Below are 25214 nucleotides of genomic sequence, written 5' to 3'. Positions count from 1 at the left end.
CGCTAGCGGGCGGTACTCGGGCTGGTTCGTGGCGATGCCACGGTCGACGGAAATCTGCTCGTGAGTGCGCGGGTCTTGGGTTGCACATGCGATCCGTCGATCACCTCGAGCCGGCCGCAACGGTTCAGGGTGTGGAGCTTCCTGCCGGGCCATGCCGGTCCGGGCTTCAGGGAATGGCGGACGATCTGCTTGAATGCCGTCGGCGACAGTTCGACCACCTCCGCCAGTGCGAGCGCCGCGCCGTATCCGTCGGTGCAGTTCTGAACCGGGCGCCACAGCGTGTCGTTGATCGTGACGAAATTCCCTGCTGGCCGCGTGCTCGCACGGTCGATCAGCACAGGATTGCTGGCGTGCGGCAGCCAGGGGCCCAGGAGGTGATCGCCGTAATAGATCGCCAGCGAATCCGAATAGCCGCCGGTTCCGTCGCGCCAGGCTCCGAACAGATAGTGCAGGCCGTTGTGCCGCGTGATCGTGACGTCGGCCAGCTCGAGGCCTGACAGCAGCGTCGCGTGCCGTTCCCATTTGTCCGGGAACCGGACGCATTTGTACAGCGCGACGTCCCCGTGGAGCGAGCTCTCCGGGATCATCCAGAGCTCGCCGCCGTCTTCGATCAGAAACGGATAGGAGAGGTGCCAGGGCTCCTCCAACACCGGCAAGACCTCGCCGACCGGTCCACTGTCAGCGAACTCGATCGCGGAAATGATGCCTTTTCCGACGCGGTGGTCGAGATCCTCGAAGAAGACGAAAGTTCGTCCCTGCCAAGTGATGGGAAAGGGATCGGCGTAGAAGTGGTTTCCAGGATCTCCCAGAACGTTCCAGCCTGGACCTGATAGATCTCCGGTCTGCCAGACGCCCGCGCCGTCATTGAAGCGCCATCCGACATGCCAATGCGGAGCATGGCAGCAGAGGCGATAGATCTCCTTGGCAATCGAGACGGCAAGGCCGCGCACGACGTAGCCAGCAGGGCCTCGGCGCGGGATGGTCGCGGCCGGACGCGCCAGTTGCGGCAGCAACCGCGGCCTTCCCGAGGCGATCGCCGCGACCATGGTCAGGGTTCGCGCCATGACGGTTTCCAGCGCGCCGCTCAGGCCGGCGGCGATCTCGCCGGAGGGATGACCGCGATCGAGGACGGAACCGTCGACCTCGTTGACGATGTCGATCACGGGCAAGTCGCCGGCCAGGATGGCGGCGAGCGCGGCGTTTTCGCCGGCGACGCCATTGAACAGCGGACGGAGATACAGCCGGGCGGAGCTGTTCGGATCGCGCGCGCCGCCGGTGAAATCGACGATCACATCGGCTGTCTCGGTGCGAGCCTGCGTCGGCGCCGAATGGATGGTCAGCCTGTTGGCGCCGCTGTACTGGCCCTTGTGCAGCACCATACGCTCGAGCTCGAACAGGGCGTCGAGACCTGCGGGCCGCGGCTCGGTCGTCGCCGCCCACGCGACTTGAACCGGAACTTCCCGGCCGTCGATCGATAGCGTCTCGCGGCTCATCCAGCGCCGCGCGTACTCACGTTCACAGCGAAACTCGATGATCATGTCGAGCCCATCTATTCCAATCGTGCGGTCAGGTGACTTGGCCGAGAATTCGAACGTATTCCTCCACCATGGCATCTACCGAATAGCGCAACCGCAGGCCTTTGGCGTTTTGTCGCAGCTCGTCGCTCAGATGTTGGTCCGTCAGCAGCCTGGAGACCGCTGCCGTCAGCTTCGCATGATCGGCGGCGTCGACGAAGAGGGCCGTCGGCTTGCCTTCGTAAGACAACACTTCGCGCAAAACAGGAAGATCGGTGACAACCGAGGGAACACCGGCGTTCGCAGCTTCGACCGCGGCCAGGCCGAAAGTCTCGGCCTGGGTCGGGAACACGAACACGTCCAGGCAGGCGAGAAAGTCCGCCATCCGGCTCGGGGGTATTTCTCCGAGCAGATGCAGCCTGTCCGACACCTTCAACTCGTCCGCCAGCTGCCTCAGCCGGGTTTCGTCGGCGCCCTGGCCGGCGAGCGCGAGATGCCAGGACGGTTCATCCGGCAGCAGACGAATTGCTGCATCGAGCCGCTTGTGCGGATGCAGCCTTGCCGCGCAACCAAGCAGGACGCGATCGGGCGGCAGGTCGAATTTTTCTCGCGCAGTCCGCTTCGACAGGATGAGGGCCTTGTCGTCGAAGCCGTGCGGCACATGCACCATGCGCGACCGGTAGGCTGCGGGATAGCCCGAATACTCGCGCTCCATATCGTGCGAATTGAGCGTGATGCGGTCGAAGAAACCGACGCTGCCCATGACGATATCGGCGGTGCGGACCGGCCAGCTCATCGCCAGCGCGGATGACACCTGATTGGCGATGACGGGTGCGCGGCTGACGAGGCGCGTCACGCCGGCGCCGATGACGTTGCCGAAATGCTGGAATGTCAGCACGGCATCGGGCCTGATCGTCCTGACATGATGCCCGAGCGTCCACAGCATCCGCAGCAGCGCCAGCGGATTACCCGGTCGGCTTGGTGCGCAGTAGAGCGTATCGGGCGGCTCGTCGAAGGAGTCCGATTTGCGGAAGAAGAAGAGGTTGGTGACGCGGTAGCCGCGCGCGGTCAGCCCGGCGCCGAGCAGCCTGGAGATCTCCTGCGCGCCGGCGTTCTCGGCCTGGGTTTGCGCGAGAAGAACGTGCAGCCTTCGTCCGCTGCCGTCCGGCCGCGCGGGCGCAGTCGCGGTCGTCTCGCCCAATTCCTTGTTCGGCTGATAGTGGAGCACGGATCCCGACCCGCTAGAGAAACGAAATCTTCACCTTCTTAACACCGTACCTATCATGCAGGCATCATGTGGACACCGGCTAGAAACAAACGGAGTTAATGCAAGGCTCGGCTGTCGACGCTGCTCGCACAGTCATTTCGCTGGTTCCCGCATGATGCGCAAGGCGTGCGTTAACCAATCGGCCTTGCGCGGCTTAGACGCATGGCGATGGGCTGCAGAGCGATGCCGCGATTGCGGTCTATTCACCGGGCTCGGCGCTACGGACTGCATAATTGCCGCGTTTCAAGGCCGTGAAGCGCAGCAGCACGAGGATCGAAGGATCCACCCCTGTCCGCCGGCGGCAGAGGACGTTCAGCGCAATGGTTGCGAGCGCCAGCGACACCGTGGCGGAAATCGCCGCGCCGAGCACGCCGAGCCAGGGAATGAGGACGAGAAATCCAGCGAGCCGCAGCGCGACGTTGGCGGCGACGACGGGAACATAGATCCGTTCGTGGCCGGTCAGTTGCAGGATCGCGGCGGACGGGCCGCCAGCGGCCTGGATGGCCGTTCCGATGGCGAGCACGATCAAGACCGAATGCTGCTCGGTGAAATGAGGTCCGAACAGGTTGAGGAGATAGGGGCCGCCGACCCAGACGGTGGCGAGCCCGGCGGCCACGCAAAGCGCGGTCACTTCCGCCATCAACCGCAACGTTCGCTCGAACTCCAGATGGTTCTTGCTGAAATACAGCGAGGGAAGCCGGCGCGCGCCGAATGTGTACAATGCCGCCGATACCATGGCGAAGATGTTGGCGAGGCGCGAGGCGGCAAAGTAGATGCCGGCCGTCGCTGGATCGAGCATCCAGTAGACGAGGATCACGTCGAAATACTGGTTTGCGACCTCGAGGATGGATGCGAGCCAGAAGTGAAGGGCGCTCGACCGCCAGCGCGACGTTTCGGAATGCGCTGCCGTGCCGCGCAGATCGGGTAGCACGCGTGCGATCGAGATGATCTGCGCCGCGAGGCTGACGGACAGGGCAATCGTCATCACCGCGAACAACTCGGCGGGATCGAGCTGGCGGTGCGTCAGCAGCATGGCGAGCAGGAAAAGGACGACGATGACCCGCCAGAAGAACTCGCGATTTCCCTCGCCCATGAGGATGCTGACCAACGAGCGTGCGACCTGACTGCCGAGCATCACGCCGGCGTTCACCGCCGTGTAGGCCGACACCGCGAGGATCAGCACCCACCAGTCGCCCCTCATGTGCGCCGCGATGGCAATGCCGACGATCACGATCAGCATGGCGACCGAAGTGATCTTGAAGCTCGACAGCAGGACGCCTTTGGTGAGGTCCGGCCGCTCGCCGACCTGATATTCGTTCAGGAAGCGCACCAGCAAGGATTCCTGCCCGACCAGTCCGATGACGGCGGCGATCTGCGCAACCGAAAGCCAGGTCGCAAAGATGCCGAAGCCGTCGGGCGACATCGTTCGCGCCGCCAGCGAGAACAGCGCAAACGCGAGCGCGCCGCTGCCAACCTTGAGGAGGATGGTCCCGACAACACCGCGCGTGACGTCACGCCGCAACAGCTGGAGGATGGATTCGATCATGGAAATCTAAGGAGCTGCTCTCTCCCGAAGAGACATGTTCCGGTACGGACGACAACCTAGCATGCCGAAAAACCCCGAGTGTTAATGGGCGTCGTCCGGGATCCCGCCGGCGGCGACGGCATCGCGGTAATGCCGGTTGCTTCACTGTGGAACATCGTCGTCCCCATTGTCCCAAATAGAGCAAGGCGCGGTTCGGACCGACCGGTCGCGCAGCGCGGCGACGACGGCCGGGAAAGGAGAGATCAGCGGTTCGACTGCGGGACGGCTCGCCGGAATCGGCCGCCACGCCGTCAAAAGCCGCTATTGACGGAGATTCCCCAGCAAGAGACGTGCCGGCCGTCGCTGGGAGGGCCGGCTCTCCCGCTCGTTAACCTCGATATCGAGAAATCATCGCGCTCGACCCCGCGATGCGGGATCAGGCGGGAGAATTGCACGTGCGACTTTAGTTGACCGTGGGAGCCCAGATCATGACGGTGGATAGAACCGTGACCGAACCGAACGCCGCAGCTGAACCTTCGCGTATTGTTGCGGACATCGCGATCGTCGGCGGCGGCCTTGCAGGATCGCTTGCGGCTGCGGTGCTGGCGCGGGCAGGGCATAGCGTCGCCCTGATCGAGAAGCGCGCGGTTCAGCCCGACGAATTCCGGGTCGAAAAGATCGGCGGCCATCAACTGGATTTGTTGCGCAAGTTGGGCTTCTTCAACGCGCTCGAGAATGCCGCTTGTCGGTATGATCAGGTGCTCAACATCCGGGAAGGCAAGGTGGTCGATGTCAGCGTCGGTCAGGCCTATGGGTTTTCCTATGCCGATCTCGTCGCGATGGCGCGCAGCCAGATACCTGCTTCCTCTAGCCCGATCGTCGACGAGGTCACCGCGATCAGCAGCAGCGACGACGTCCAGCATCTCGCGCTGGCCTCGGGGCGGCGCGTGAGCGCGCGCCTCGTCGTGCTCGCGACCGGCATGGCGACGGCTCTCGGCTATAAACTCGGTATCAAGCGGCGGATCTTGGCCGAGCGCCATTCGGTGTCGTTCGGTTTCACGATTGGCCGCCAAGACGGTCGCCCGTTCGATTTCGAGGCGTTGACCTGCTATGGCGAGCGCACGGCCGATGGCATCGACTATCTCAGCCTGTTCCCCGTCCGCGCCGGCATGCGCGCCAATCTCTTCATGTTCCGCGACCCGACCGATCCGATCATGCGCGAGCTGCGTCGCGAGCCGGAAGCGACGCTCTTGCGTCTGCTGCCGGGACTGCGGACCTATCTCGGCGATTTCCGCGTCATCGAAAAGGTCCAGAACTGGGTGATGGATCTGACCGTCGTCGAGGGACATCTCCAGCCGGGCATCGTGCTCATCGGTGATGCCTTCCAGACCAATTGTCCCGCCGCCGGAACGGGCGTCGCGCGCCTGCTGGTGGACGTCGATCGTCTGTGCACCGAATATGCGCCGAAATGGCTCGCGTCGCCCGGGATGGGCCTGGACAAGATCTCGCAGTTCTATTCCGATCGCGACAAGATCGCGGCGGACCAGCAGTCTCTGAAGATGGCGCGATTCCGCCAGGCCCTGACCTCTCGCAACGATATCGGCTGGGATGTCCGGCGTCGGCTGCACTTTCTGCGGCGCAGCCTGGCGCACCGTGTCGATCAGATGCATCCGGGCTGGCTTGGACGCGTCCGCGGCGCGCTGCGCGCCTGAGATGTGCGCGTCTCCGCCGGCCGGCGGATCAGCGCGTGGGCGTGGGGGTGCGGGCGGGCAGGAGCCGCAAATCCGATAGCCGTTTGGCCGCCAGCTTCAGCCACGGCGCCTGCTTCAGCGCAAACAGCGCGATGGTGCCGGCGGTGCTGCCGACCTGCGTGACCGCCCACATCGGCGAAGGCTGCCCGCCGAACAGTTTCTTGTAGGGCTCGTCACCGATGGTGAAGTCGAGCATCTGGTCTCCGCGCTCGATGCAATCGCGCGCCACCTGCTCGAACATCAGCGCGCCCAGGGACTGGCTCTTGTAGCCGGTAATGTCGAAGGCGCTCATGATGATGAGGAAGCTGCCCCGATGGCACAGTCCGAGCACGGCGGCGATCACTTCGCCGTCCATCTTCATGGCGTAGAGGCGCACGAAGCTGCCGAGACCACGGAGCGCCACGTCGGAATAGAAGCCGAAATATTCCGGACGCTGAAGCAGGTCGCCGTCGCCCTGCGCCTGAAAGCGCGGACCGCGAAACTTCTTCATCACTTCCAGCGCTTCGAGCACAGAGGTGCTGTCGCTGCAGCATGAAAAGCTCAACTCGCCCTTCTTCTGGAGCTGGCGATATTTCTTTGCGAGCTCCTTCTGATAGGAGCGGTCGATCGCGCTGGCCCGCCATTGCTCGAATGGCGCCACGAGCACCGTCGCGTAGGCATTGGTGTCCATCGAGACGCGACGGGATGCCGCCAGGAGGTTTTCGATCGGCAGCCGCGCATCGGGCAGCTTGGTCATGCGCAACAGATCGAAAGGGCGAACAAGGCGCTGAATCTGCGCACATGCCGCCGCGTCGTCGAGCAGTTGCGAAAACACCTCCGGGCTGCAAACCGGTGCCAGATAATCGGAGACGCGCAGGTCGGCGAACTCGACCGTTCGGATCGGGCCGCGTCGGATCCGGAGCAGGGGCAGCACCATCGCGAGGACCCCGGTCGCGTGGTGTCGGACCACGACGACGAGAGGCGTTGCGCCGGCATTCGCGGCGAGCCGGGCATAGAGGCTGTGCAGCCAGATCGGATGCTGAAACGCGGTGGCTGCCGAGCGGTCAAACAGCTCGGCATATTCCGGAGACAGAAAGTCGAACGATGGCTCGATGCCGATGTCGAACGTGTTGCTGGGCTTGTTCATGCGCAATCAGGGAAACCGGACAATTCGCGAAGATCGATTGAGCCGTAGCTGCGCTTTATAGCAGGGTGGTTTCGGGCTAGACACCGGCGGCGTGCGATTTGCATTAATGTGATCAATCGCGTTGGTATCGTTACCAAATCTTTAAGTCCCGGAGCCGCCTGGCCTCCTCATTCGTGTAGCACGCTCACCACGGTCCCGAATTCGCAGCCAATGACGCTCATCTCGCGACGAGAACTGCTTGATAAGGCGGCCCGGATAGCGGCGCTCGCCGCCTGGCCCGGTGGCGCAGTCGCCGACGATTACCCTGTCCGGGCCATCCGGCTGGTTATTCCCTATACGGCCGGCGCCGCAGGCGATCAGATTGGCCGTCCCTGGGCCGACAGGGTCGCCCCGCTGCTGGGGCCGATCTACGTCGAGAACATCGGCGGCGCGGGAGGCGCGATCGGCTCCGCCGCGGTGGCGCAGAGTGCGCCCGACGGCTATTCGCTTCTGCTCGGGAATGGCAGCACGCAGGTGATGATCCCGTTGTCCTCGGCGCAGCCGGCCTATGACGGGGTTCGTGACTTCCGCGCCATCTACCGGCTGATCACCAGCACGCTGGCATTCGCGGTTCATCCGTCCTTGCCGGTCAAGGACCTGAAGCAGCTGATAGCTTTCGCCAGGGCCAATCCGGGCAAGTTGTCCTACGGCACTCCGGGCGTCGGCACCGGCAATCATCTCATCGGAGAGATGTTCAGGCAGCAATCCGGCCTTGCGGCGGATTTCGTCCACGTTCCCTATCGAGGCATGGGGCCCGCGACCAACGACCTGGTGAGTGGACAGATTTCTTCGGTGATCGCCGTGGTGTCGAGCCAGCTCCTGCAACTGCATTCTGCGGGCAAGCTGCGGCTGATCGCGGTGACGAGCGACAGGCGGTTGAGCGGCGCGCCGGAGATTCCGACGGTGATCGAGGAAGGGATGCCGGGCCTCAGATATGCCGGCTGGTTTGGCTTGTTCGCTCCGAGAGCGACCCCGGATACGATCGTGGAGCGGGTCGCCGCGGCGACGCGCACGGCGATGGACGATCCTCATTTGCAGGAAGGCTATCGTTCGCAAGGTCTGGAGCCGGATCTCGATTCGGGCCCCGACAAATTTCAGCGCCTGGTCGAGGACGAACTGGCCCGCCTTACCCCCATCGTCAAGTCGATCGGGCTCAAGCGCGACTGAGGTCGCGCCGGTCACGTGCGAGTTGCGAGCGGCTCCTTGGCGAGACATCGCGCTCGTTGAGCTCCATTGATCTGGATCAATCGTTGCAGTGGTCGCTTGGCCCCGGGTGTGGCGTGCGGAGCAAGGCAGCCGGGGGCAACATGACGTCTGGGTGGTTAGCATGATGCTGCAGTTTCTCGTCGGCACGCTGGTGAGCGTGATCAATATCGGGCTGCACGCGCTCGTGACGGTCGTTGCCGTCGGGATCGCGCGCAGCGCGGGCCTGCGTCATACCAGGCGACCGAGGCTGCACTTGATGGGCGTCATGATCGCAACTGCCGTGGTGTTGAAGCTTGCGCACATGCTGGAAATCCTGACCTGGGCCGCGACCTACGAAATCGTCCAGGCGGCGGCTGCCGGCAGTGACTTGCTTTACTTCGCTTTCGTCAACTACACCACGCTCGGCTACGGCGACATCACGCCGGTCGGCGAATGGCGGCTGATCGGCCCATTGACCGCCATGAATGGCGTCCTGCTGTTCGGCTGGTCCGCCGCCATTCTTTTCGAGGTGCTGCGCAAGACGCTCGAGCATCTCGGACTGACCGAAGCTCCCGGTCCAGGTTCGCGCCAGATATGAAGAGGCTGCGGGGGCAGAGCCCCCGATCGGTGGTCAATCGCGATCGGCGTTCCGTCTAGGATTGAAGATCGAGGCTGGCGAGTTGGCTCCGGTCGAGCAACACGATCTGGCGCTGGGTGTTGCCAATGAAGCCGAGGACGCCGAGCTCGTGCAGGCGCGACAGGGCGCGCGAGACGGTCTCCAGTGTCAGGCCAAGATAGTCGGCGATATCGCGCCGCGACATCGGGAGCGCCATGACGCCCGCCGCCGTCAGCCGCTTGTCCATTTCGAGCAGGAACGCCGCGACCCGCTCCAGGGAGGTCTTGCGGCCGAGCAGCAGCATGTGGTCTTCAGCATGCTGGAGATTGGTCGTGGTCATGCTGAGCAGGTTTTTGGCGACCGTCGCATCGCTTTCGGCTACCGTTTCGAGGCTTTGCCGCTTGATCAGGCGCACCGTGGTATCGACGACCGCTTCCGTCGTAAATCGGTGCTCGTTGCCGTTCTCGAGGCCGAAAATGTCCCCGCTGAGGTGGAATGCGCCGATCTGCCTGCGGCCGTCCGACAGCAGCTTGTAACTTCGGACGGCGCCCGCCTTGACCTGATAGACGTATTCGGCAGGCTCCTTCTCGCCATATATCTCCGTTCCTTTTCTGTAAGAAAATTCGCTTAAACTGACGAGCGCTTTTGAATCGCTGGTCATGCCGAGGTCACGGAGGGAATTGGGGCGCAGCGCGGAATCGGTGGTGATGCGAACAAACATGGCAAAACCCTCAGCTCATCGCCGAATTGGTTCGTCGGACGAAATATCTCCAGCCGGGAATGCGCCGCGCTGTCCCGCTCCCGCCGAGGTTGATCTTCGACCAAGGCGGTATTTCAATCCATTGTCCCGAGGTTCATTGTACCAAGGGACAGTTCGGAGGCTTGAGTGCGTGGAATGAGAAGTCGCCGCCACTGCGGGGATTTTGGCTCATTGCGAGCCGATATTTCGGTCCACAGACTGTTGAAGACGGACTTTTGGAGAGCGGGGGTGTCGATGGCCCTCGCCGGAACCGGGCGAGAGGTTGAAGGTGCCGGGTCTCGTTCACGTGGTCGACGACGACGAGTCCTTTCGGACGGCGATCGAGCGGCGGTTGAAGCTCGCGGGCTATGAGGTCGCGACCTATGCGTCCGCCCTGGAGTTGCTGGAATCCGCGCTGGATGACGAGCAGGCGGGATGCATTCTGCTCGACGTGCGGATCCCGGGATTGAGCGGTCCGGATTTGCAAGCTCGATTGATCGCGTCCGGATCGACCCTGCCGATCATCTTCCTGACCGGGCACGCAGACACGCCGACCACCGTGCGGGCGATCAAGGCGGGAGCGGAAGACTTCCTGACCAAGCCGATATCCTCCGAGCAGTTGATCGATGCCATCGAGCGGGCTCTGGCAGGTCAGCGGGCTGCGCGCGCCCAGCGCAGCAGGCTGGAGACGTTTCGCGCTCATCTGGCTACCCTCACGCAACGCGAGCGGCAGGTGTTCAACCTCATCGTGCGCGGCCGGATCAACAAGCAGATTGCGCATGAGCTCGGGACCACCGAGCGTACCGTGAAGGCACATCGCCACCAGGTCATGGAGAAGATGCAGGTTCATTCACTTGCAGAGCTCGTTTCGATCGCGGAGCGGCTCGGAATGATCGGTGCGAACGAGCATTAGCAATCTTGTCATCGCAAGCCGGTTCTCACGATGTGACTGCCCCAAAGGACAGTATGGAGGCGTGTTGACAGTGCACGCCGCGCCGTGCGCAATGATGCACAGGCCTCGGGTCGACAACGCAGAGCAAGCGTATCCAGTATCCCAATCGTGATCGCAGCTCCCGCGGCTCGCTCATCTTCCGAAAAGGCAGATCGCCTTGCCACTACGCCGGTCCGTTTTTGTCGTCGATGACGATTTGTCCATGCGGACCAGCATGAACAGACTGCTGCGCGGATATGGCTTCGACGTCACACTGTTCGAATCTGCGGGCGCCTTGCTCCGGTACGGCAAGTTCGACACCGCGATCTGCATTGTTCTCGACATCGATCTCGGAGAAAGATCCGGCATCGACGCACGGCGCAGCCTGGCTGAGCAGGGCGTCACCGCACCGGTGATCTACATCACCGGCAACGATAGTCCGGCGAACCGTGCTGCGGCGCTCGGCTCCGGCTGCATCGCTTATCTGACCAAGCCATTTACGGCGCAGTCACTGATCGGGTCCGTCGAACGCGCCCGTATCTCCTGAGGTCATTCAGGTCCTCATTCGTCGATATCTTGCTCCAGCGTCCTGGCCGGCGTTCCCTTATGGACGGAAGCAAATTGCGTCAGGGGAATCGAAGTCGTCATGGCGAGGAGATTCGAATCGACGAGTTCCAGCGTCAGGGTCGTGCCGGACTCCATCTCCTTGATCATCTTCGGCGCGGCCACATCGGCGGCGACGCATAGATTGGTGAGACACCAGGTATAGGGCACGCGGACGGGTGCTCCCTGGTCGACACGCAGCCTGGGTGGCTGCTGCAGGTACATGCCGACGGGCACGAACAGTTGCAGCCGGGTCGTGGCGGCGTCTTCGCGCTCGATCAGATCGACCCGGATGGCCGTCTGTCCGGTCGCGAACTGGCCCGTGATCGAGGTCCGGCAAAGCGTGGGCGCGCCGCCGGCCTTGTAGCAGAGCTTCTGCCAGTTTCCGTAGCTGATGTCCTTGGCTTCACGCTGGCCGCGCGGCACGACTTCAGCCGGCTTTTCGGCCCGGGCGGCTTTCGGGGTGGCGTGTCCCGATGGCGTCACGGTGCCGGCGAGGGCGATGACCAGAAGAGCTGCAAAGCAGTTGCGGGCATTGGGCATGATCGGATCTTTCGGTCGGACAATCACTTCTGCGCGTCGAGGAATTTCGCGACCAGCGGCGACCAGAGCGGGATCGCATCTTTCGACCCGATGAAGAAATGCCCTTCATCGCCAAAGGGCGGCATCAGATGATATTCGGCGCGGCCGCCGGCCGTCGTGAAGGCCGCGTGCATGCGCTTCGACAGATCAGGGCCAAAGAACGTGTCGTTCTCGATGTAGATCCACAGCATCGGCACACGCGAGGTGCGGCCGAAACCCGCGGTGGCCTCCACCAGTCTGTCAGGCGCGCAGTTGTTGTTCGGTTTGCCGCCGACGCGGCCACCGCGGCCCGCAGCAAAGGCGATGATCGCTCTGACTTGCGGCGGGTTCAGGCTCGACAGGGCGATCGAGGCCCAGCCGCCGGCGGACTGCCCGACCACGATCACGTCCTTGGGGACGATGCGCTTCTCGGCGGCCAGATAGTCGATGATCGCAAGGTCGGTCTTGGCGACCGCAAGGCCGGCGTCGCGGAAGTTGGGATTGCCGCACCTGCCGATCTTGGAGAAGAACGGCCCGTAGACCGCGCGCTCGGGAATGTCGATGGCGGCTGCGCCATAGCCGGTGCCGACCGGCGCTACCACGAGGTAGCCGCGCCTTGCGAACCATTGGGCGGCGTCGCGGAATTCGACCAGCGGAAAGAAGCTGCGGTCTGTCGGATTGAGCGAGACGCCGTGGTTCATGATCACGAGCGGGAAGGGGCCGTCGCCGACCGGGCGCACCAGATAGGCGAACATCGGCAGCGCGAGCGGCAGCGCCCAGACTTCCTCCCGGATGCGGACGTCGTCTCCGGCGCGCGCGGCCGGAGTGAAAATGGCCCAGGCGAACAGCAGGGCAGCGACGTAACTCAGCGGCGATCTGGCCGGCTGCGCCATCACTGAACTCCATCATCCGCTATAGGTCGCAGCGACGATGATCGGCCCGAGCACGGTCAGCAGCACATTCCCGACCGCGTAGGGGACGGCGACGCCGAGGACGGGCGTCTGGCTCTCGGCGACCTCGCACGCACCGGTCACCGCGGCATCGACCGTCATGGCACCGGCCAATGCGCCGCAGGCAATGACCGGATTCATGCGCAGCACGTGGTGGGCAAACAGCGTTGCGACGACCAGCGGCACGATGGTGATGACGAGGCCCATGCCGACCAGAAGCAACCCGTGCGCCTGGATCGCAGCCCAGGCGGCGGCGCCATTGCCGAGGCCGATCGCCGCGATGAAGCCGCCGAGCCCGAGATCACTCAGGGTCTGCTGAGCCGCCGGCGGCATTGCCCCCATGATCGGCTTGCGCGACCGCAGCCAGCCGCAGACGAGGCCGGCGATCAGGGCGCCGCCGCCACCGCCGAGCGTCAGGGCAACGCCGCCGACCCTGAAGCTGACCAGCCCCGCGAGCAGGCCGGCCGCGATGCCGGCGGCCAGAAACGCGATGTCGGTGCGATCACCCGAGCGCAGGATCTGACCGATCGACTTTGCCGCACGCTCGATATTGCGCGTGCTGCCGACCAGCGTCATGACGTCCCCGACATAGACCCGCGTGTCCGCGCTCAAGGGCACCTCGCGGCTCATGCGGGTGAGGCCGCGGAGGAAGACGCCGCGGGCGTCGGTGCCGACACGTGCTGCGATGTCCTGGATCGAACGGCCATGGAGATGGCGATTGTCCACGAGCACCTCGATCACGTTGCCCGGGACGGCTTTCAGGATCTCATCCGCGTCGATCTCGGTGCCGATGATCGGCCTGGCGGCGACGATGACGGCGGTTCGGCCGGCGATGACGATGTCGTCGCCGGCTTCCAGCACGGTCTCCAGATGCGGCTCGACGTCGGCGCCCTGGCGGACGATGCGCTCGACGACGGTGCGGCTTCCGATTTCCTCCTCGATCGACTTGACGGTGCGGCCGGCGCCTGCGGTCACCCGATAGGCGCGGGCCTGGAACTTGCGATAGGACAGGTTTTCAGTCTTCGGCGGGTCACCGCCGGCAAGTTCGGTCTCGAGCTTCTTGGCCTCCGCCTTCAGGTCGATCCGCATCAATTTCGGCGCGACGAAGGGCACGAACAACAGCGTCAGGATATAGCCGAGCACGTAAGTTACCGCGTAGCCCGCCGCGATGTTCGCCTCTTGCTGGCTCAGCATATCCTTGGGCAGGCCGAGCTGGGCCAATGCGCCCGACGCCGTTCCGATCACCGAGGATTGCGTCAGCGCGCCGGCCGCAATTCCGGAGGCGGTGCCGGGATCGAGGCTGAAGGCACGGGCGAACAACAGGACGATGACGAGACCCGTGCCGCCCAGCACCAGCGCCACGGCGACCTGGGCCAGCGTGCGGACGCTCAAGGAGGCGAAGAATTCGGGGCCCGACCGATAGCCGATCGTGAAGACGAACAGGCTGAACAGGATCACGCGCAGCAACGCGGGAAATGCGAAATGGCCGAGCTGTCCGAGCAGCACGGACACGATCAGGATGCAGGCGGTGGTCCCGACGGCAAAACCGCGGATCCGGACCCGGCCCAGGATCGTGCCGATGGCGACCGCGATCAGCAGAAAGATTTCCGGAGCAGTGGCGATGATCCACCTGACGGTATCCATGTCGCATCTCCCCCGGCGCGTCGTCACGATCTCATTCGCGAAATCGCGGGGATGCTTGATCCAGATCAAGACTTGCGAGCGACAAGGCACGGCCAATCGGGCGATGCACAGCTCGCGTCAACCGGCATCGTCGACATGAGCGTTCTTGATCTCGCAGCAGGCGCGACCCGTCGTGACGAGACGGTCGAGATCGTCCTGTTGCTCGCTTTCGCCGGCGGCTATATCGACGCCTATACATGGATCATCCACGGCGTGATGGCGAATGCCCAGACCGCCAACCTGATCTTCCTCTGGGTCTATGCGACGGCCGGCAACTGGACCAGGGCTCTTCACTTCGTGCCGCCGCTTCTCGCCTTTACGAGCGGTATCGTGATCGCCGCATGGCTGCGCCGCATTGCGGGCGAGCGGGCCAGCGCAATCAGCACGTTGCTCGAAATTCTGCTGCTGATCGCAATCGGTATCCTGCATAACAGGCTGCCGGATCTGGCCGGAACGCTCGGCATCTCGCTCGTCGCCGCGATGCAGACCGCGATCTTCACCAGGGTCGAAGGCGTTACGTGCAGCACGGTGATGATCACGGGCAACCTGCGCCAGGGGATCGAGACAGTCTTTGTGGCCGCGGCCGGAGCCGCGCCACCCGGGACGCTGCGCCGTTCGAGCATCCTCTTTGCCCTGTGCGCCATGTTCGGCTTCGGCGCGGCGGCGGGTGCCTTCGCCACGCAAGCCATTCCAAGGCTCGCGCTCGGTATTCCAGTGGTGGCGCTGCTGGTCGTCTTGCTGCGCTGCGAAGCCTCGCATCAGAGCGCCGTCCAATGAGCGCGCCGTCGGAACCGGGATGGATGCGTTTCTTGCCGCCGGCCAGCTGGCTTGCCGCCTATCGGCGGGAGTGGCTCTTTTCAGATGCGGTCGCCGGCATCACGCTCGCCGCTTACGCCATCCCGGTCTCGCTCGCTTATGCCGCGATGGCCGGACTGCCGCCTCAGGTTGGCGTTTACGGCTATCTGCTCGGCGGCCTCGGCTACGCGTTGCTGGGAGCCTCGCGGCAACTTGCGATCGGGCCGACCTCGGCGATCTCCCTGATGATTGCGAGCACCGTCGGAGCGCTGGCCGGAGGGGATGCCGTGCGTTATGCGCAGATCGCAAGCCTTGCGGCCTTTGCGGTGGCGGTGCTGTGCCTCATCGCCTGGCTGTTCAAGCTGAGCGTGCTGGTCCGCCTCGTCAGCGACAGCATCCTGGTCGGTTTCAAGGCCGGGGCCGGGCTCACGATCATCATGAGCCAGTTGCCGAGCCTGCTCGGCGTTGCCGGCGGCGGCCACAATTTCTTCGACCGGGCGATCAAGCTGTCCGGCCAGATCGGCGCGACGGACCCGCTCGTGCTCGCCATCGGCGCCGTCGCGCTGTCAATGCTTCTGTTTGGCGAGCGGCTCCTGCCGGGCCGGCCGGTCGGAATCGCGATCGTTGCCCTGGCCATCGCGACAGCGACGCTGCTCGGCCTTCCCGCTCTCGGCGTGCCCGTCACCGGCACGATCCCGCAGGGACTGCCGGCGTTGGCGCTACCGGCCTTCGGCTTGCTGGAGTTCGACGATCTTTTCCCGCTCGCCGCCGGATGTGTGCTGCTGGCCTATATCGAGGGTGTTTCGGCCGCGCGCAGCTTCGCCGCCAAGCACGGCTATTCCCTTGATGTTCGCCAGGAGTTTTTGGGACTGGGAGCCGCGAACCTCGCGGCCGCGCTCGGGCATGGCTATCCCGTCGCCGGCGGCTTGTCGCAATCCGCGGTCAATGACAATGCTGGCGCCCGGACCCCGCTGGCACTGGTGATCTGCTCGGCGGCGCTCGGACTGTGCCTTCTGTTCTTCACGGGGCTGCTCACCAATCTGCCCAAGGCGGTGCTTGCGGCCATCGTCTTTGCCGCCGTCTACAAGCTCGTCGATATCCGTGCGCTCCTGCGGATGTGGCGGGTCAGCCGGATCGATTTCTATGCCGCAGGAATTGCCCTGATTGCCGTGCTGCTGCTCGGAATCCTGCAAGGCGTCCTGCTCGCCTCGATCGCATCGATCCTGTTGCTGCTGGCGCGGGCCTCGCAGCCGCACGTTGCCTTCATCGGCCGTTTGCCCGGCAGCGGCCGTTATTCGGACAGCGCGAGGCACGAAGGGGTCGAACCCCTGACCGGAATCATTGCGTTCCGGCCCGAAGCCTCGCTGCTCTATATCAACGCCGAGACCGTTCTGGACCGGATCCTGGATGCGCTCGCGGCGTCATCGGAGCTTCGGCTGGTGATCTGCGATCTCTCGGCATCGCCCTATATCGACCTCGCCGGAGCGCACATGCTGCACGACCTTCATGACGAGCTTGCCTCGCGGAAGGTCGCGCTCTGCATCGTCGGAGCGCATGCGCAGCTCCGCGATCTCCTGCATGCCGAGGGGCTCGCGGAGAAGACCGATAGCATCCAATGGCTGCGCTCGCTCGACAGCGTGCTCGGCGACGAGCAGGCCGTCACTGGGCACCGAACAGCCTGACGGCTGTGTGCTGCAATGCGAACTGTCGTCTCGGACGATGCTCCCCTGAGAATGAGTCCGACCGTTGACTTGGATCAATGGAGTCGCCGGCCCCGAACCCACGATGACGCATCATTTTTGTCCCAGCGAAGATCAAGAGACCGGCAGGGACAGTCGAGGATCGGGAGAGACACATGGCCAAGGACACGAAGCCCGCGCAAAAGCGCATCGACCAGTTCTTTTCCGGCCCGGGCGCCCGGGCGGACGATTGGCGCGATCTGGTCGAGGCAGCCAAGACCTGGGCCCGGGTCGGCAATCGCGCGGCCTACGATGCGGTGCTGGCCGATCTTTCGATCACGGAAGAATTTCACGGTTATCCCGGGATGCAGCTGATGGCGGCGCTGCGGGAAGCGGCGGCCGCCGGCGACGGCGCGACCTCGTTCGCTCTTGCCACGAGGATTGCCCAGGCGCTGGCCACGCGGTCCTTCCGCCAACATGCCGGCGACTGGAGCGCCAAGGATGACGGTAATGGCGATGCACCCGAGCTGGTGCCGCCGAGTTTCGGCGCGCATACGGCGCGCAGGCCGTACTTCGAGACGCTTGTCGTCACCGGCGTGTCGCCCGGCCAATGGCCCGCCCTTGCGGCCGAATGGCGCAAGCTGCGTCGTCCGGTCGATGCCTTCATCTATGAACCCGTCATCGTCGGTAGCCTGGAGGATGCGTTCTGCGCGACGATGCTCAATCCAAACATCGGGGCCGTCATCATCAACGAGGGCTTCGGCCTGCGTTCGCGGCACAATGCGCCGGTGCTGCGCTCGATCATGGCTACCGCCGGACTCAACGACGAAACCGACGCGTCGGCGCTGCGGCTCGCACAGATCATCAAGCGCATCAGGCCCGAGCTCGATCTCTACATGATCTCGAACCGCGACGTGGAGGAATTGGCCGGCAATCCCGAGGCGGATGTGGTTCGCCGCATCTTCTATTCCGTCGAAGAGCTTCTGGAGCTGCATCTGTCGATCCTCGAAGGCATCCAGGATCGTTACGACACGCCGTTCTTCGACAATCTGAAGAAATACGCCCAGCGGCCGATCGGGACCTTCCACGCGCTGCCGATCGCGCGCGGCAAGTCGATCTTCAAGTCCGACTGGATCCGCGACATGGGCGAGTTCTACGGTCCGAACCTGTTCCTGGCCGAGAGCAGCGCCACCACCGGCGGCCTCGACAGCATGCTCGAGCCGACCGGCAACATCAAGAAGGCGCAGGAGAAGGCGGCGAGGGCGCTCGGCGCCGACCGCGTCTTCTTCGTCACCAACGGCACCTCGACTTCGAACAAGATGGCGGTGCAGGCGCTGCTCGCGCCCGGCGACATCGCGATCGTCGACCGCAACTGCCACAAGTCGCATCATTACGGAATGGTGCTGGCCGGCGCGCAGCCGCTCTATGTCGAGGCGTTCCCGATGACGGAATATTCGATGTACGGCGCGGTGCCGCTCAAGACGATCAAGCAGGCGCTGCTGAACGCAAAGGCGGACGGCCGGCTCGACCGCGTCAAGATGGTCGATCTCACCAATTGCACCTTCGACGGCCACATCTACAACACCCGCCGGGTGATGGAGGAATGTCTCGCCATCAAGCCCGATCTGATCTTCCTGTGGGACGAGGCCTGGTTTGGCTTCGCGCGCTTCTCGCCGTTCCTGCGCCGCCGCACCGGACTTGGCGCCGCCAACGAGATCGAGGCGTGGATGCGTGATCCGAAGTCGGTTGCGGCCTATGAGAAGCAGCAGGCCGAGCTCGGCAAGAATCCGTCCGACGAGGTGCTGCTCAAGACCAGGCTGATCCCGGATCCGCGCCTGATCCGGCTGCGCGTCTACCAGACCAACTCGACCCACAAGTCGATGTCGGCGATCCGCCAGGGCTCGATGCTCTCGGTGAAGGACGTCGAATTCCATACGGTCGAGCAGCAATTCAAGGAGGCCGTGTTCACCCATGCCTCGACCAGCCCGAACCAGCAACTGATCGCCAGCCTCGACATCTCGCGGCGGCAGATGGAGCTGGAGGGCTATGGCCTCGTCGCCAATGCGATCGAGATCGCGTTCGCGATCCGCCAGGCGGTCAACAACAATCCGCTGATCTCGAAATACTTCCGCATCCTCGGTGCCGACGCCATGGTGCCCGCGCAATACCGCCAGAGCGGCTTCACGGACTTTCTCGCTCCCGGCGTCAACTGGGCGAATACGCTCAAGAGCCTGGATGAGGATGAGTTCTGCCTCGACCCGACCCGCATGACGCTGGTGTGCGGCATGGCCGGTTATGACGGCACGCAGTTCAAGGGCATTCTCGCCAACGAGTACAATATTCAGGTCAACAAGACCTCGCGCAACTCCGTCCTGGTCCAGTCCAACATCAACAACACCCGCAGTGACGTCGCGCATCTCGTCCGCGTGCTCGCCGAAATCGCGGGCGAGATCGATCGCGGCCTTGCCCATGGCGGCGCCAATGCCCGCAAGACGTTCGAGGCGCGGGTGACGAGCCTGATGAAGGACGTGCCGGATCTGCCGAACTTCTCGCATTTCCACCCGAGCTTCCGCGGCGATGCCGGCACCAGGACCAACGAAGGCGACATCCGCACCGGCTTCTACGCCGCCTATGACGTCGCCGGCTGCGAGCACATCCGCCTCAACGATCCCGAGATCGATCGGCGATTGAAGGCGGGACCTGAGCTCGTCTCGGCCAACTTCGTGATCCCGTATCCGCCGGGCTTCCCGATCATGGTGCCGGGACAGGTCATCACGCAGGAGACCATCGACTTCATGCGCAAGCTCGATGTGAAGGAGATCCACGGCTACGACGCCAAGGAAGGGTTGAAGCTCGTTCGCACCGAAGCCTTGGCGAAACTCGGCCGGCCGAAACCCGGCGCGCAGCCGAAGCTCAAGGCCGCGTCATAGGCTTGGAGGGGACCAACATGCAGGCGTTTTTCACGTTCCTGCAGCAGAACCCGTATCTGCTGCTGTTCTTCGTCGTCGGTCTCGCCGTCTATATCGGCCGGGCCAGCATCAAGGGTTATGGCCTCGGCATGGTCGCCGGCGCCATCGTGGTCGGCGCGGGCGTTTCCGTCTGGGCATCCAGCTACGGCGTGAAGCTGGAGCTGAACAATTTTGCGAAGAGCCTGTTCTACTATCTCTTCATGTACGGCGTCGGCTTGCGCGTCGGCCCGTCCTTTATCAACAGTTTGAAGGGCGACGGACTGAAGTTCTGCATCCTGGCCTTGGTGTCGAGCGTCCTCGGGCTCGCGCTGGTCGTCATCGGCGCCAAGATGTTCTCGCTTCCGCCCGGTGCGGCCGGCGGCATGCTGGCGGGGTCCCAGACCATGTCGGCGGCGATCGGTTCGGCCGAGCAGGCCGTCACTTCGGGCGTCGTCAAGCTGCCCGAGGGCATGAAGGCTGAGGATGCCTCCGGCATGATCGCGCTGTCCTACGGTATCACCTACATCTGGGGTACCGTCGGCATCATCCTGATCTGCAAATATCTGCCGCGCTGGTGGGGTGTCGATGCGAAGGCGGCGGCCCGGCAGTACGAGCAGGAATTTGGCGTCAGGGATCTCGAGGGTGGCGGTCTCACGGGCTTCCGCCAGTTCGGCCTGCGTGCCTATAGGCTGGAGAATCCGGCAACGGCGGGGATGAGCATCGCCAAGTTCCGGACAATCAACCCGGAATACCGCATCGTCAACGTTTCGCGCGGTGGCGAGGCGCAAGGTGCCGACCCCGAGCTCGTGCTGCAGAGGGGCGACGTCGTCGCACTCGGTGGCTCGACCGAGCATCTCACCGACAAGATGGGTCTGATCGGGCCGGAGGTCGCCGATGCCAAGACGCTCGGCATCCCGATGGACCAGGCGGAGATTCTCGTCACCAACAAGGAGATGGTGGGACGTACGTTCGAGTCCTTCCGCGACACCGCGCTCGCGGGCCAGTTGCAGGTCACCAAGGTCGAACGAGGCGGCGTGCAGATTCCGGCCGGTCTCAAGACCAAGCTGGAGCGGATGGACATCGTCTCCGTGGTCGGCCTGAAGTCTGCGGTCAGCGAGCTCGGCGAGATGTGGGGCCGGATCGCGCGGTCCAACACCTCGACCGATCTGCTGACGCTGGCGGTCGGCATGATCCTCGGCTTCCTGATCGGGAAGATCGAGTTCCCGGCGTTCGGCGCCAAGATCGGCCTCGGCAATGCCGGCGGCCTGCTGCTCTCGGGCGTGATCGTATCCTCGATCGTGTCGCGCCTTCGCTTCTTCGGCAACACGCCGAATGCGGCGCGCAACGTGCTGGAGGATCTCGGCCTCATCGTCTTCGTGGCCATCGTCGGCGTCAATGCCGGCGCCGGACTGCTGGCTCAACTCACCGGCGCGGTCGCTCTGAAGATCTTCCTTGTCGGCTTCATTGCCTGCACGATCCCGCCGTTCATCGTCTGGGCGATCGGCTTCCACGTCTTCAAGATCAATCCGGCGGTGCTGATGGGCGGCGTCGCGGGCGCACGCTCGCATTCCGGTCCGTGCCGCGAAGCTGCGGTCGAAATCCAGAGCTCCGTGCCCTGGATCGGATTCCCGGTCGGCTACGCCGTGTCGGGCATCCTGCTTACCGTGTTCGGCTATTTCGCGATGATTCTTGCGCAATGATCACAAGGGGAAAGTACGTCATGAAGAAACTTGCCACGGGCATTGCGCTGGTTGCCTCGATTGCAGTCCTGACCGGTCTCAGCACGCCGTCGCGCGCCGAGACCGGCCAGGTCGCCGTCGTGTTCACCAAGGGCGGCTTCATTGTCGGCGTCGGTGGTGGAGAGGGCGTTCTGCTCTATCGGGGCAAGAAATATCCCTTCACCGTCTCCGGCATGAGCGTCGGCCTCACGGTCGGGGCGTCGACCACGAAGTTCGTCGGCCGGGCGCTCAATCTGAAGGGGCCTGCATCCATCGAAGGCTCCTACGCCGTGGGCGGAGCGGGCGGGGCGGTCGCCGCGGGCGCCGGTGCCGTCCAGCTGCAGAACGGCAACGGCGTGATCCTCCAGCTCAGCGGTCCGAAGGTCGGTGCGGAAGTGTCGGCGGCCGTCGGTGGCGTCACGATCCGCTTGAAGTGACCCGAGGCGGCGACGGGCTGCGGCAGCGCAGCCCGTTCGCGTTCAATACCGCTCGGCGACGAAGTTCATGCCCTTCAGGCTGGCCTGGTCGTTGTAGCGGCCCTTGTCGGAACGCTTCGGCAGCTTGATCTTGTCCTTCTTGACACGCTTGTAGGGAATGGCGCCAAGAAGGTGGGCGATACAGTTCAACCGGGCCCTCCGCTTGTCGTCGGAGCGGATGATGTACCAGGGCGCCTCCTTCGTGCTCGTTTTCTTCAGCATGAGGTCGCGCGCCCTTGAATAGTCGTACCATCGCCGAAAGGATTCCAGGTCCATCGGACTGAGCTTCCATTGCCGGACGGGATCGTCGATGCGCGCCTTGAAGCGGCGCTCCTGCTCGTCCATCCCGACCTCGAGCCAGATCTTGATCAGGATGATGCCGCCCTCGATAACGTATCTCTCCATCTGCGGACAGAGCTTGAGAAAGCGCTCGTGATCGGCGGGTGTGCAGAAGCCCATGACATATTCGACGCCGGCGCGGTTGTACCAGCTGCGGTCGTAGATCACGATCTCACCGCCGGCCGGAAACTTCTCCATGTAGCGCTGGAAGAAGAGCTGGGTCTTCTCGCGGTCCGACGGGGCGGGAAGGGCGACGACGCGAAACACGCGCGGGCTGACCTTCTCGGTGATGGCCTTGATAGTCCCGCCCTTGCCGGCGGCGTCGCGGCCCTCGAACAGCACGATGACGCGGAGTTTGTTCTCCCGCACGTAGTCCTGGAGATGACAGAGCTCGACCTGAAGCTTCTCCAGCTGCTTCTCGTAATCCTTCCGCTTCATTCGCTCCGCGGGCGCATCCTTGGCCATGCCGTTTCCCCCTGCTGCGCTCAATCGTCCCAGGAAATGGTCACGCCGATATCGCCGGGTACGCCGCCGGGAAAATCGATGACCTGGTAGGCGATGCGATAGCCCCGCGGCTTCAAATAGTCGGTCCAGAGCTGGAAAATCTCCTTGGGAATGCCGGTCAGCGTGGTTTCCCATCCTTTTTCCATCTGATTGATGGCGCGCCCCTTGTCGGTGCAGAGCGAGTTGGGAAAGCGATAGACCAGCACCTCCGTCAAGCCGTTTCGCACCGCACGCTGGATGATGGTCGAGGCGAGCTTGATCTTCTCCTCCTCGCTCTTGCCGGAAGGCTTGCTGAGCCGCTCGATCAGCGCGCGCTTCTCGGCATCGGCCGCGGCGGCGAGGCGGACATACTCTTCGGCCTTCTCGGCCTCCTTGAGGGCGGCTTCCTTCCGAATCTGGGCGGCGTTGGGGATGAGATCGTCGAGGCCGGCCATGGCTGCGGCTCCTGATAGTTATCCAATCAGCATCGAGGAAACGCTAGGTCCGGCCGGGTACATTCTCTTGATTCAAGTCAAGCAATCCGGGAAGCTGCCTGAACAGAGTGACGCAAGTGGACCTGCGCCGACCGGGAGAGACGCTTGAGTGACCAATTGCATCCGATGGCACCGCACCATCTGCCGTTCTATCTGGCGCCGGGGAGCGGGACCGATACGCTGATGGTGGTGATGGGCCTGTTCCTGATCGGCACCGTGCTCTGGGTCGGCACGCTCTACTGGAAACTGCACAGCCTGCCCGAGCGGATGGCACACAAATCGCAAAAGCTGCAATTCGAATTCGTCGCGGTGCTCGGCCTGATTTCGTTGTTTACGCACATGCATATCTTCTGGATTGCAGGTCTGCTGCTCGCGATGATCGACCTTCCGGATTTTGGCACGCCGCTCCGCAGCATTGCCGGGTCCGTCGAGAAGATTGCGGAGGCGACGCCGGCCGCCGATGGAGAGAGTGTCCCGCCCGAAGCCGCGACGCCCGCGGCAGACAAGCCGGCGCCGGCAAAGGAGCACAGCCATGTTTGAGCTGATGTTCTGCTCGCTGCTGACGATCCTGCCCGACTATCTCTATCGCCGATACGCCCAGGGCAAGCGCTTCGGCAAGGAGATCACGTTCTTCTCGATCTGGTACGAGCTGCGCTGGGGCATCACGGGCTGCCTGATGCTGACGGTGTCGCTGATCACCATGATCTTCTACTTCCATCCGGCGACGTCATCGGCGACGCTTTATTTTCGCACGGTGCCGATTCTGCCCGAAGGCTCGGGCCGCGTCGCCGATGTCAAGGTCGGCTTCAGCGCTTCCGTGAAGAAGGGCGATGTCCTGTTCACGCTCGACGCTTCGAAGCAGCAGGCGGCGCTGGAGACCGCCAGGCGGAAGGTCGCTGAGGTCGATGCCGCCATACAGACGGCGCAGGCTGACGTCGTCAAGGCAGAAGCGCAGGTCGGCGAGGCGAAGGCCAATTACCAGCAGGCCAAGGACGAGCTCGAGGTCAAGAGCGAGCTGCAGCGGCGCAATCCCGGCATCGTTCCGCAACGTGATATCGACAAGCTCCAGGTTTTGGTCGAGCAACGTCAGTCGGGGATCGACGCGGCGAATGCCGCCAAGCAATCCGTGTCCATGCAGATCGCCGTCCTGCTGCCGGCGCAGAAGGCGAGCGCCGAGGCCGCGCTCGATCAGGCCCAGGTGGATCTCGACAAGACCGTCGTCCGCGCCGGCGTCGATGGGCGTGTCGAGCAGTTCCTGGTGCGCCCGGGGGACGTCGTCAATCAGCTGATGCGGCCTGCGGGCGTGCTCATTCCGGAGGGAGCCGGTCGCAAGGTGCTCCAGGCCGGGTTCGGCCAGATCGAGGCGCAGGTGATGAAAGAGGGCATGGTCGCGGAAGCGACCTGCATCTCCAAGCCATGGGTCATCATCCCGATGGTGATCACGACCGTGCAGGATTACATCGCAGCCGGGCAATTCCGGTCCGGAGAGCTGCTGGTCGATCCACAGAACGCGGTCCGTCCCGGCGCCATCCTGGTGTTTATGGAGCCGCTTTACAAAGGGGGCCTGGATGGCGTGACCCCCGGCAGCAGCTGCGTCGTCAACGCCTATACGAGCAACCACGAGGAGATCTCGGCCAAGGATACGCCGACCAGCCGGAAGATCGCGCTGCACGTCGTCGACGGTGTCGGCCTCGTTCACGCGCTGCTGCTGCGCATTCAGGCGTTGCTGCTGCCGATCCAGACCCTGGTGCTGAGCGGACATTGAGCGGGTTCGATCGCGTCGTCGGCACTG

Annotated in this window: 22 protein-coding genes; 12 read left to right on the top strand and 10 right to left on the bottom strand. The window is 63.9% G+C overall.

All coding sequences use genetic code 11. The annotated features are described in order from the left end of the window. Positions 1-2: 2 nt before the first annotated feature. The 3 genes from Q0743_RS12565 to Q0743_RS12555 form a co-directional block, all read right to left on the bottom strand. Entirely contained in the window at positions 3-1538 is a 1536-nt protein-coding gene (locus Q0743_RS12565) for a hypothetical protein (RefSeq protein WP_298241836.1), read from the bottom strand. Between the two features lie 28 nt (positions 1539-1566). Beyond that, positions 1567-2742, bottom strand: coding sequence for a glycosyltransferase family 4 protein (locus tag Q0743_RS12560; RefSeq protein ID WP_298241835.1), 1176 nt, complete (start codon positions 2740-2742; stop codon positions 1567-1569). Positions 2743-2980: 238 nt separating this feature from the next. Then, on the bottom strand, positions 2981-4327 hold the full coding sequence (locus Q0743_RS12555; RefSeq protein WP_298241834.1) for a lipopolysaccharide biosynthesis protein: 1347 nt from the start codon (positions 4325-4327) through the stop codon (positions 2981-2983). Between the two features lie 467 nt (positions 4328-4794). Between Q0743_RS12555 and Q0743_RS12550 the strand changes: the two genes are divergently transcribed. After that, positions 4795-6018, top strand: coding sequence for an NAD(P)/FAD-dependent oxidoreductase (locus Q0743_RS12550; RefSeq protein WP_298241833.1), 1224 nt, complete (start codon positions 4795-4797; stop codon positions 6016-6018). A gap of 28 nt (positions 6019-6046) precedes the next feature. Here Q0743_RS12550 and Q0743_RS12545 read toward each other — a convergent pair whose 3' ends face one another. Next, a complete protein-coding gene (locus Q0743_RS12545; protein ID WP_298241832.1) occupies positions 6047-7183 on the bottom strand; it encodes a GNAT family N-acetyltransferase in 1137 nt (378 codons plus the stop codon). 210 nt (positions 7184-7393) lie between these two features. On the opposite strand from Q0743_RS12545, the gene Q0743_RS12540 reads away from it, so the two are divergent. Both Q0743_RS12540 and Q0743_RS12535 read left to right on the top strand, forming a co-directional pair. Then, entirely contained in the window at positions 7394-8389 is a 996-nt protein-coding gene (locus tag Q0743_RS12540; protein WP_298241997.1) for a tripartite tricarboxylate transporter substrate binding protein, read from the top strand. 160 nt (positions 8390-8549) lie between these two features. Continuing rightward, a complete protein-coding gene (locus Q0743_RS12535; RefSeq protein ID WP_298241831.1) occupies positions 8550-9005 on the top strand; it encodes a potassium channel family protein in 456 nt (151 codons plus the stop codon). Between the two features lie 55 nt (positions 9006-9060). Here Q0743_RS12535 and Q0743_RS12530 read toward each other — a convergent pair whose 3' ends face one another. Continuing rightward, positions 9061-9744, bottom strand: a complete 684-nt coding sequence (locus Q0743_RS12530) for a helix-turn-helix domain-containing protein (protein ID WP_298241830.1) — start codon at positions 9742-9744, stop codon at positions 9061-9063. Positions 9745-10051: 307 nt separating this feature from the next. Here Q0743_RS12530 and Q0743_RS12525 point away from each other — a divergent pair, with 307 nt between their 5' ends. Beyond that, positions 10052-10675, top strand: a complete 624-nt coding sequence (locus Q0743_RS12525) for a response regulator (protein WP_298241829.1) — start codon at positions 10052-10054, stop codon at positions 10673-10675. A 196-nt stretch (positions 10676-10871) separates the two neighbouring features. Beyond that, positions 10872-11240 (top strand): response regulator, encoded by a 369-nt coding sequence (locus Q0743_RS12520; protein WP_298241828.1) that lies wholly within the window; start codon positions 10872-10874, stop codon positions 11238-11240. Between the two features lie 14 nt (positions 11241-11254). On the opposite strand, the gene Q0743_RS12515 is transcribed toward Q0743_RS12520, so the two are convergent. From Q0743_RS12515 to Q0743_RS12505, 3 genes are read right to left on the bottom strand one after another with little or no spacing between them, the layout of a single operon-like run. Beyond that, positions 11255-11839, bottom strand: coding sequence for an invasion associated locus B family protein (locus Q0743_RS12515; RefSeq protein WP_298241827.1), 585 nt, complete (start codon positions 11837-11839; stop codon positions 11255-11257). A 23-nt stretch (positions 11840-11862) separates the two neighbouring features. Then, positions 11863-12750, bottom strand: a complete 888-nt coding sequence (locus Q0743_RS12510; RefSeq protein WP_298241826.1) for a dienelactone hydrolase family protein — start codon at positions 12748-12750, stop codon at positions 11863-11865. Between the two features lie 12 nt (positions 12751-12762). Then, the gene (locus Q0743_RS12505; protein ID WP_298241825.1) at positions 12763-14451 is read right to left on the bottom strand and encodes an aspartate:alanine exchanger family transporter; all 1689 of its coding nucleotides are present in this window, start codon (positions 14449-14451) and stop codon (positions 12763-12765) included. Positions 14452-14586: 135 nt separating this feature from the next. Between Q0743_RS12505 and Q0743_RS12500 the strand changes: the two genes are divergently transcribed. The 5 genes from Q0743_RS12500 to Q0743_RS12480 all read left to right on the top strand — a co-directional run bounded on the left by Q0743_RS12500 (position 14587) and on the right by Q0743_RS12480 (position 22067). Then, positions 14587-15267: a YoaK family protein gene (locus Q0743_RS12500; RefSeq protein ID WP_298241996.1), complete on the top strand. Its 681-nt coding sequence runs from the start codon at positions 14587-14589 to the stop codon at positions 15265-15267. After that, the gene (locus Q0743_RS12495; protein ID WP_298241824.1) at positions 15264-16967 is read left to right on the top strand and encodes a SulP family inorganic anion transporter; all 1704 of its coding nucleotides are present in this window, start codon (positions 15264-15266) and stop codon (positions 16965-16967) included. Before Q0743_RS12500 ends, Q0743_RS12495 begins: the two co-directional genes overlap by 4 nt. 173 nt (positions 16968-17140) lie before the next feature. Further along, positions 17141-19894 carry a decarboxylase gene (locus Q0743_RS12490; protein ID WP_298241823.1) on the top strand — a complete coding sequence of 918 codons (2754 nt, stop codon included), beginning with the start codon at positions 17141-17143 and terminating at the stop codon, positions 19892-19894. Between the two features lie 17 nt (positions 19895-19911). Further along, the gene (locus Q0743_RS12485; RefSeq protein WP_298241822.1) at positions 19912-21612 is read left to right on the top strand and encodes a transporter; all 1701 of its coding nucleotides are present in this window, start codon (positions 19912-19914) and stop codon (positions 21610-21612) included. A 20-nt stretch (positions 21613-21632) separates the two neighbouring features. Further along, positions 21633-22067 (top strand): hypothetical protein, encoded by a 435-nt coding sequence (locus Q0743_RS12480; protein WP_298241821.1) that lies wholly within the window; start codon positions 21633-21635, stop codon positions 22065-22067. A 42-nt stretch (positions 22068-22109) separates the two neighbouring features. On the opposite strand, the gene ppk2 is transcribed toward Q0743_RS12480, so the two are convergent. After that, positions 22110-22910, bottom strand: a complete 801-nt coding sequence (gene ppk2 / locus Q0743_RS12475; protein ID WP_298241820.1) for a polyphosphate kinase 2 — start codon at positions 22908-22910, stop codon at positions 22110-22112. Positions 22911-22930: 20 nt separating this feature from the next. Further along, entirely contained in the window at positions 22931-23383 is a 453-nt protein-coding gene (locus tag Q0743_RS12470) for a hypothetical protein (protein ID WP_298241819.1), read from the bottom strand. 165 nt (positions 23384-23548) lie between these two features. Here Q0743_RS12470 and Q0743_RS12465 point away from each other — a divergent pair, with 165 nt between their 5' ends. Together Q0743_RS12465 and Q0743_RS12460 are read left to right on the top strand one after the other, a co-directional pair. Further along, positions 23549-23962: a hypothetical protein gene (locus Q0743_RS12465; protein WP_298241995.1), complete on the top strand. Its 414-nt coding sequence runs from the start codon at positions 23549-23551 to the stop codon at positions 23960-23962. Further along, positions 23955-25187 (top strand): HlyD family secretion protein, encoded by a 1233-nt coding sequence (locus tag Q0743_RS12460; protein WP_298241818.1) that lies wholly within the window; start codon positions 23955-23957, stop codon positions 25185-25187. The genes Q0743_RS12465 and Q0743_RS12460 overlap by 8 nt, the downstream gene beginning before the upstream one ends. The last annotated feature ends 27 nt before the right edge of the window (positions 25188-25214 follow it).

It is taken from the genome of uncultured Bradyrhizobium sp. (genome assembly GCF_936943645.1).
Lineage (GTDB): Bacteria > Pseudomonadota > Alphaproteobacteria > Rhizobiales > Xanthobacteraceae > Bradyrhizobium.
The sequence above is the reverse complement of the archived record's forward strand: the minus strand, read 5'-3'. Positions and strand labels throughout refer to the sequence as shown.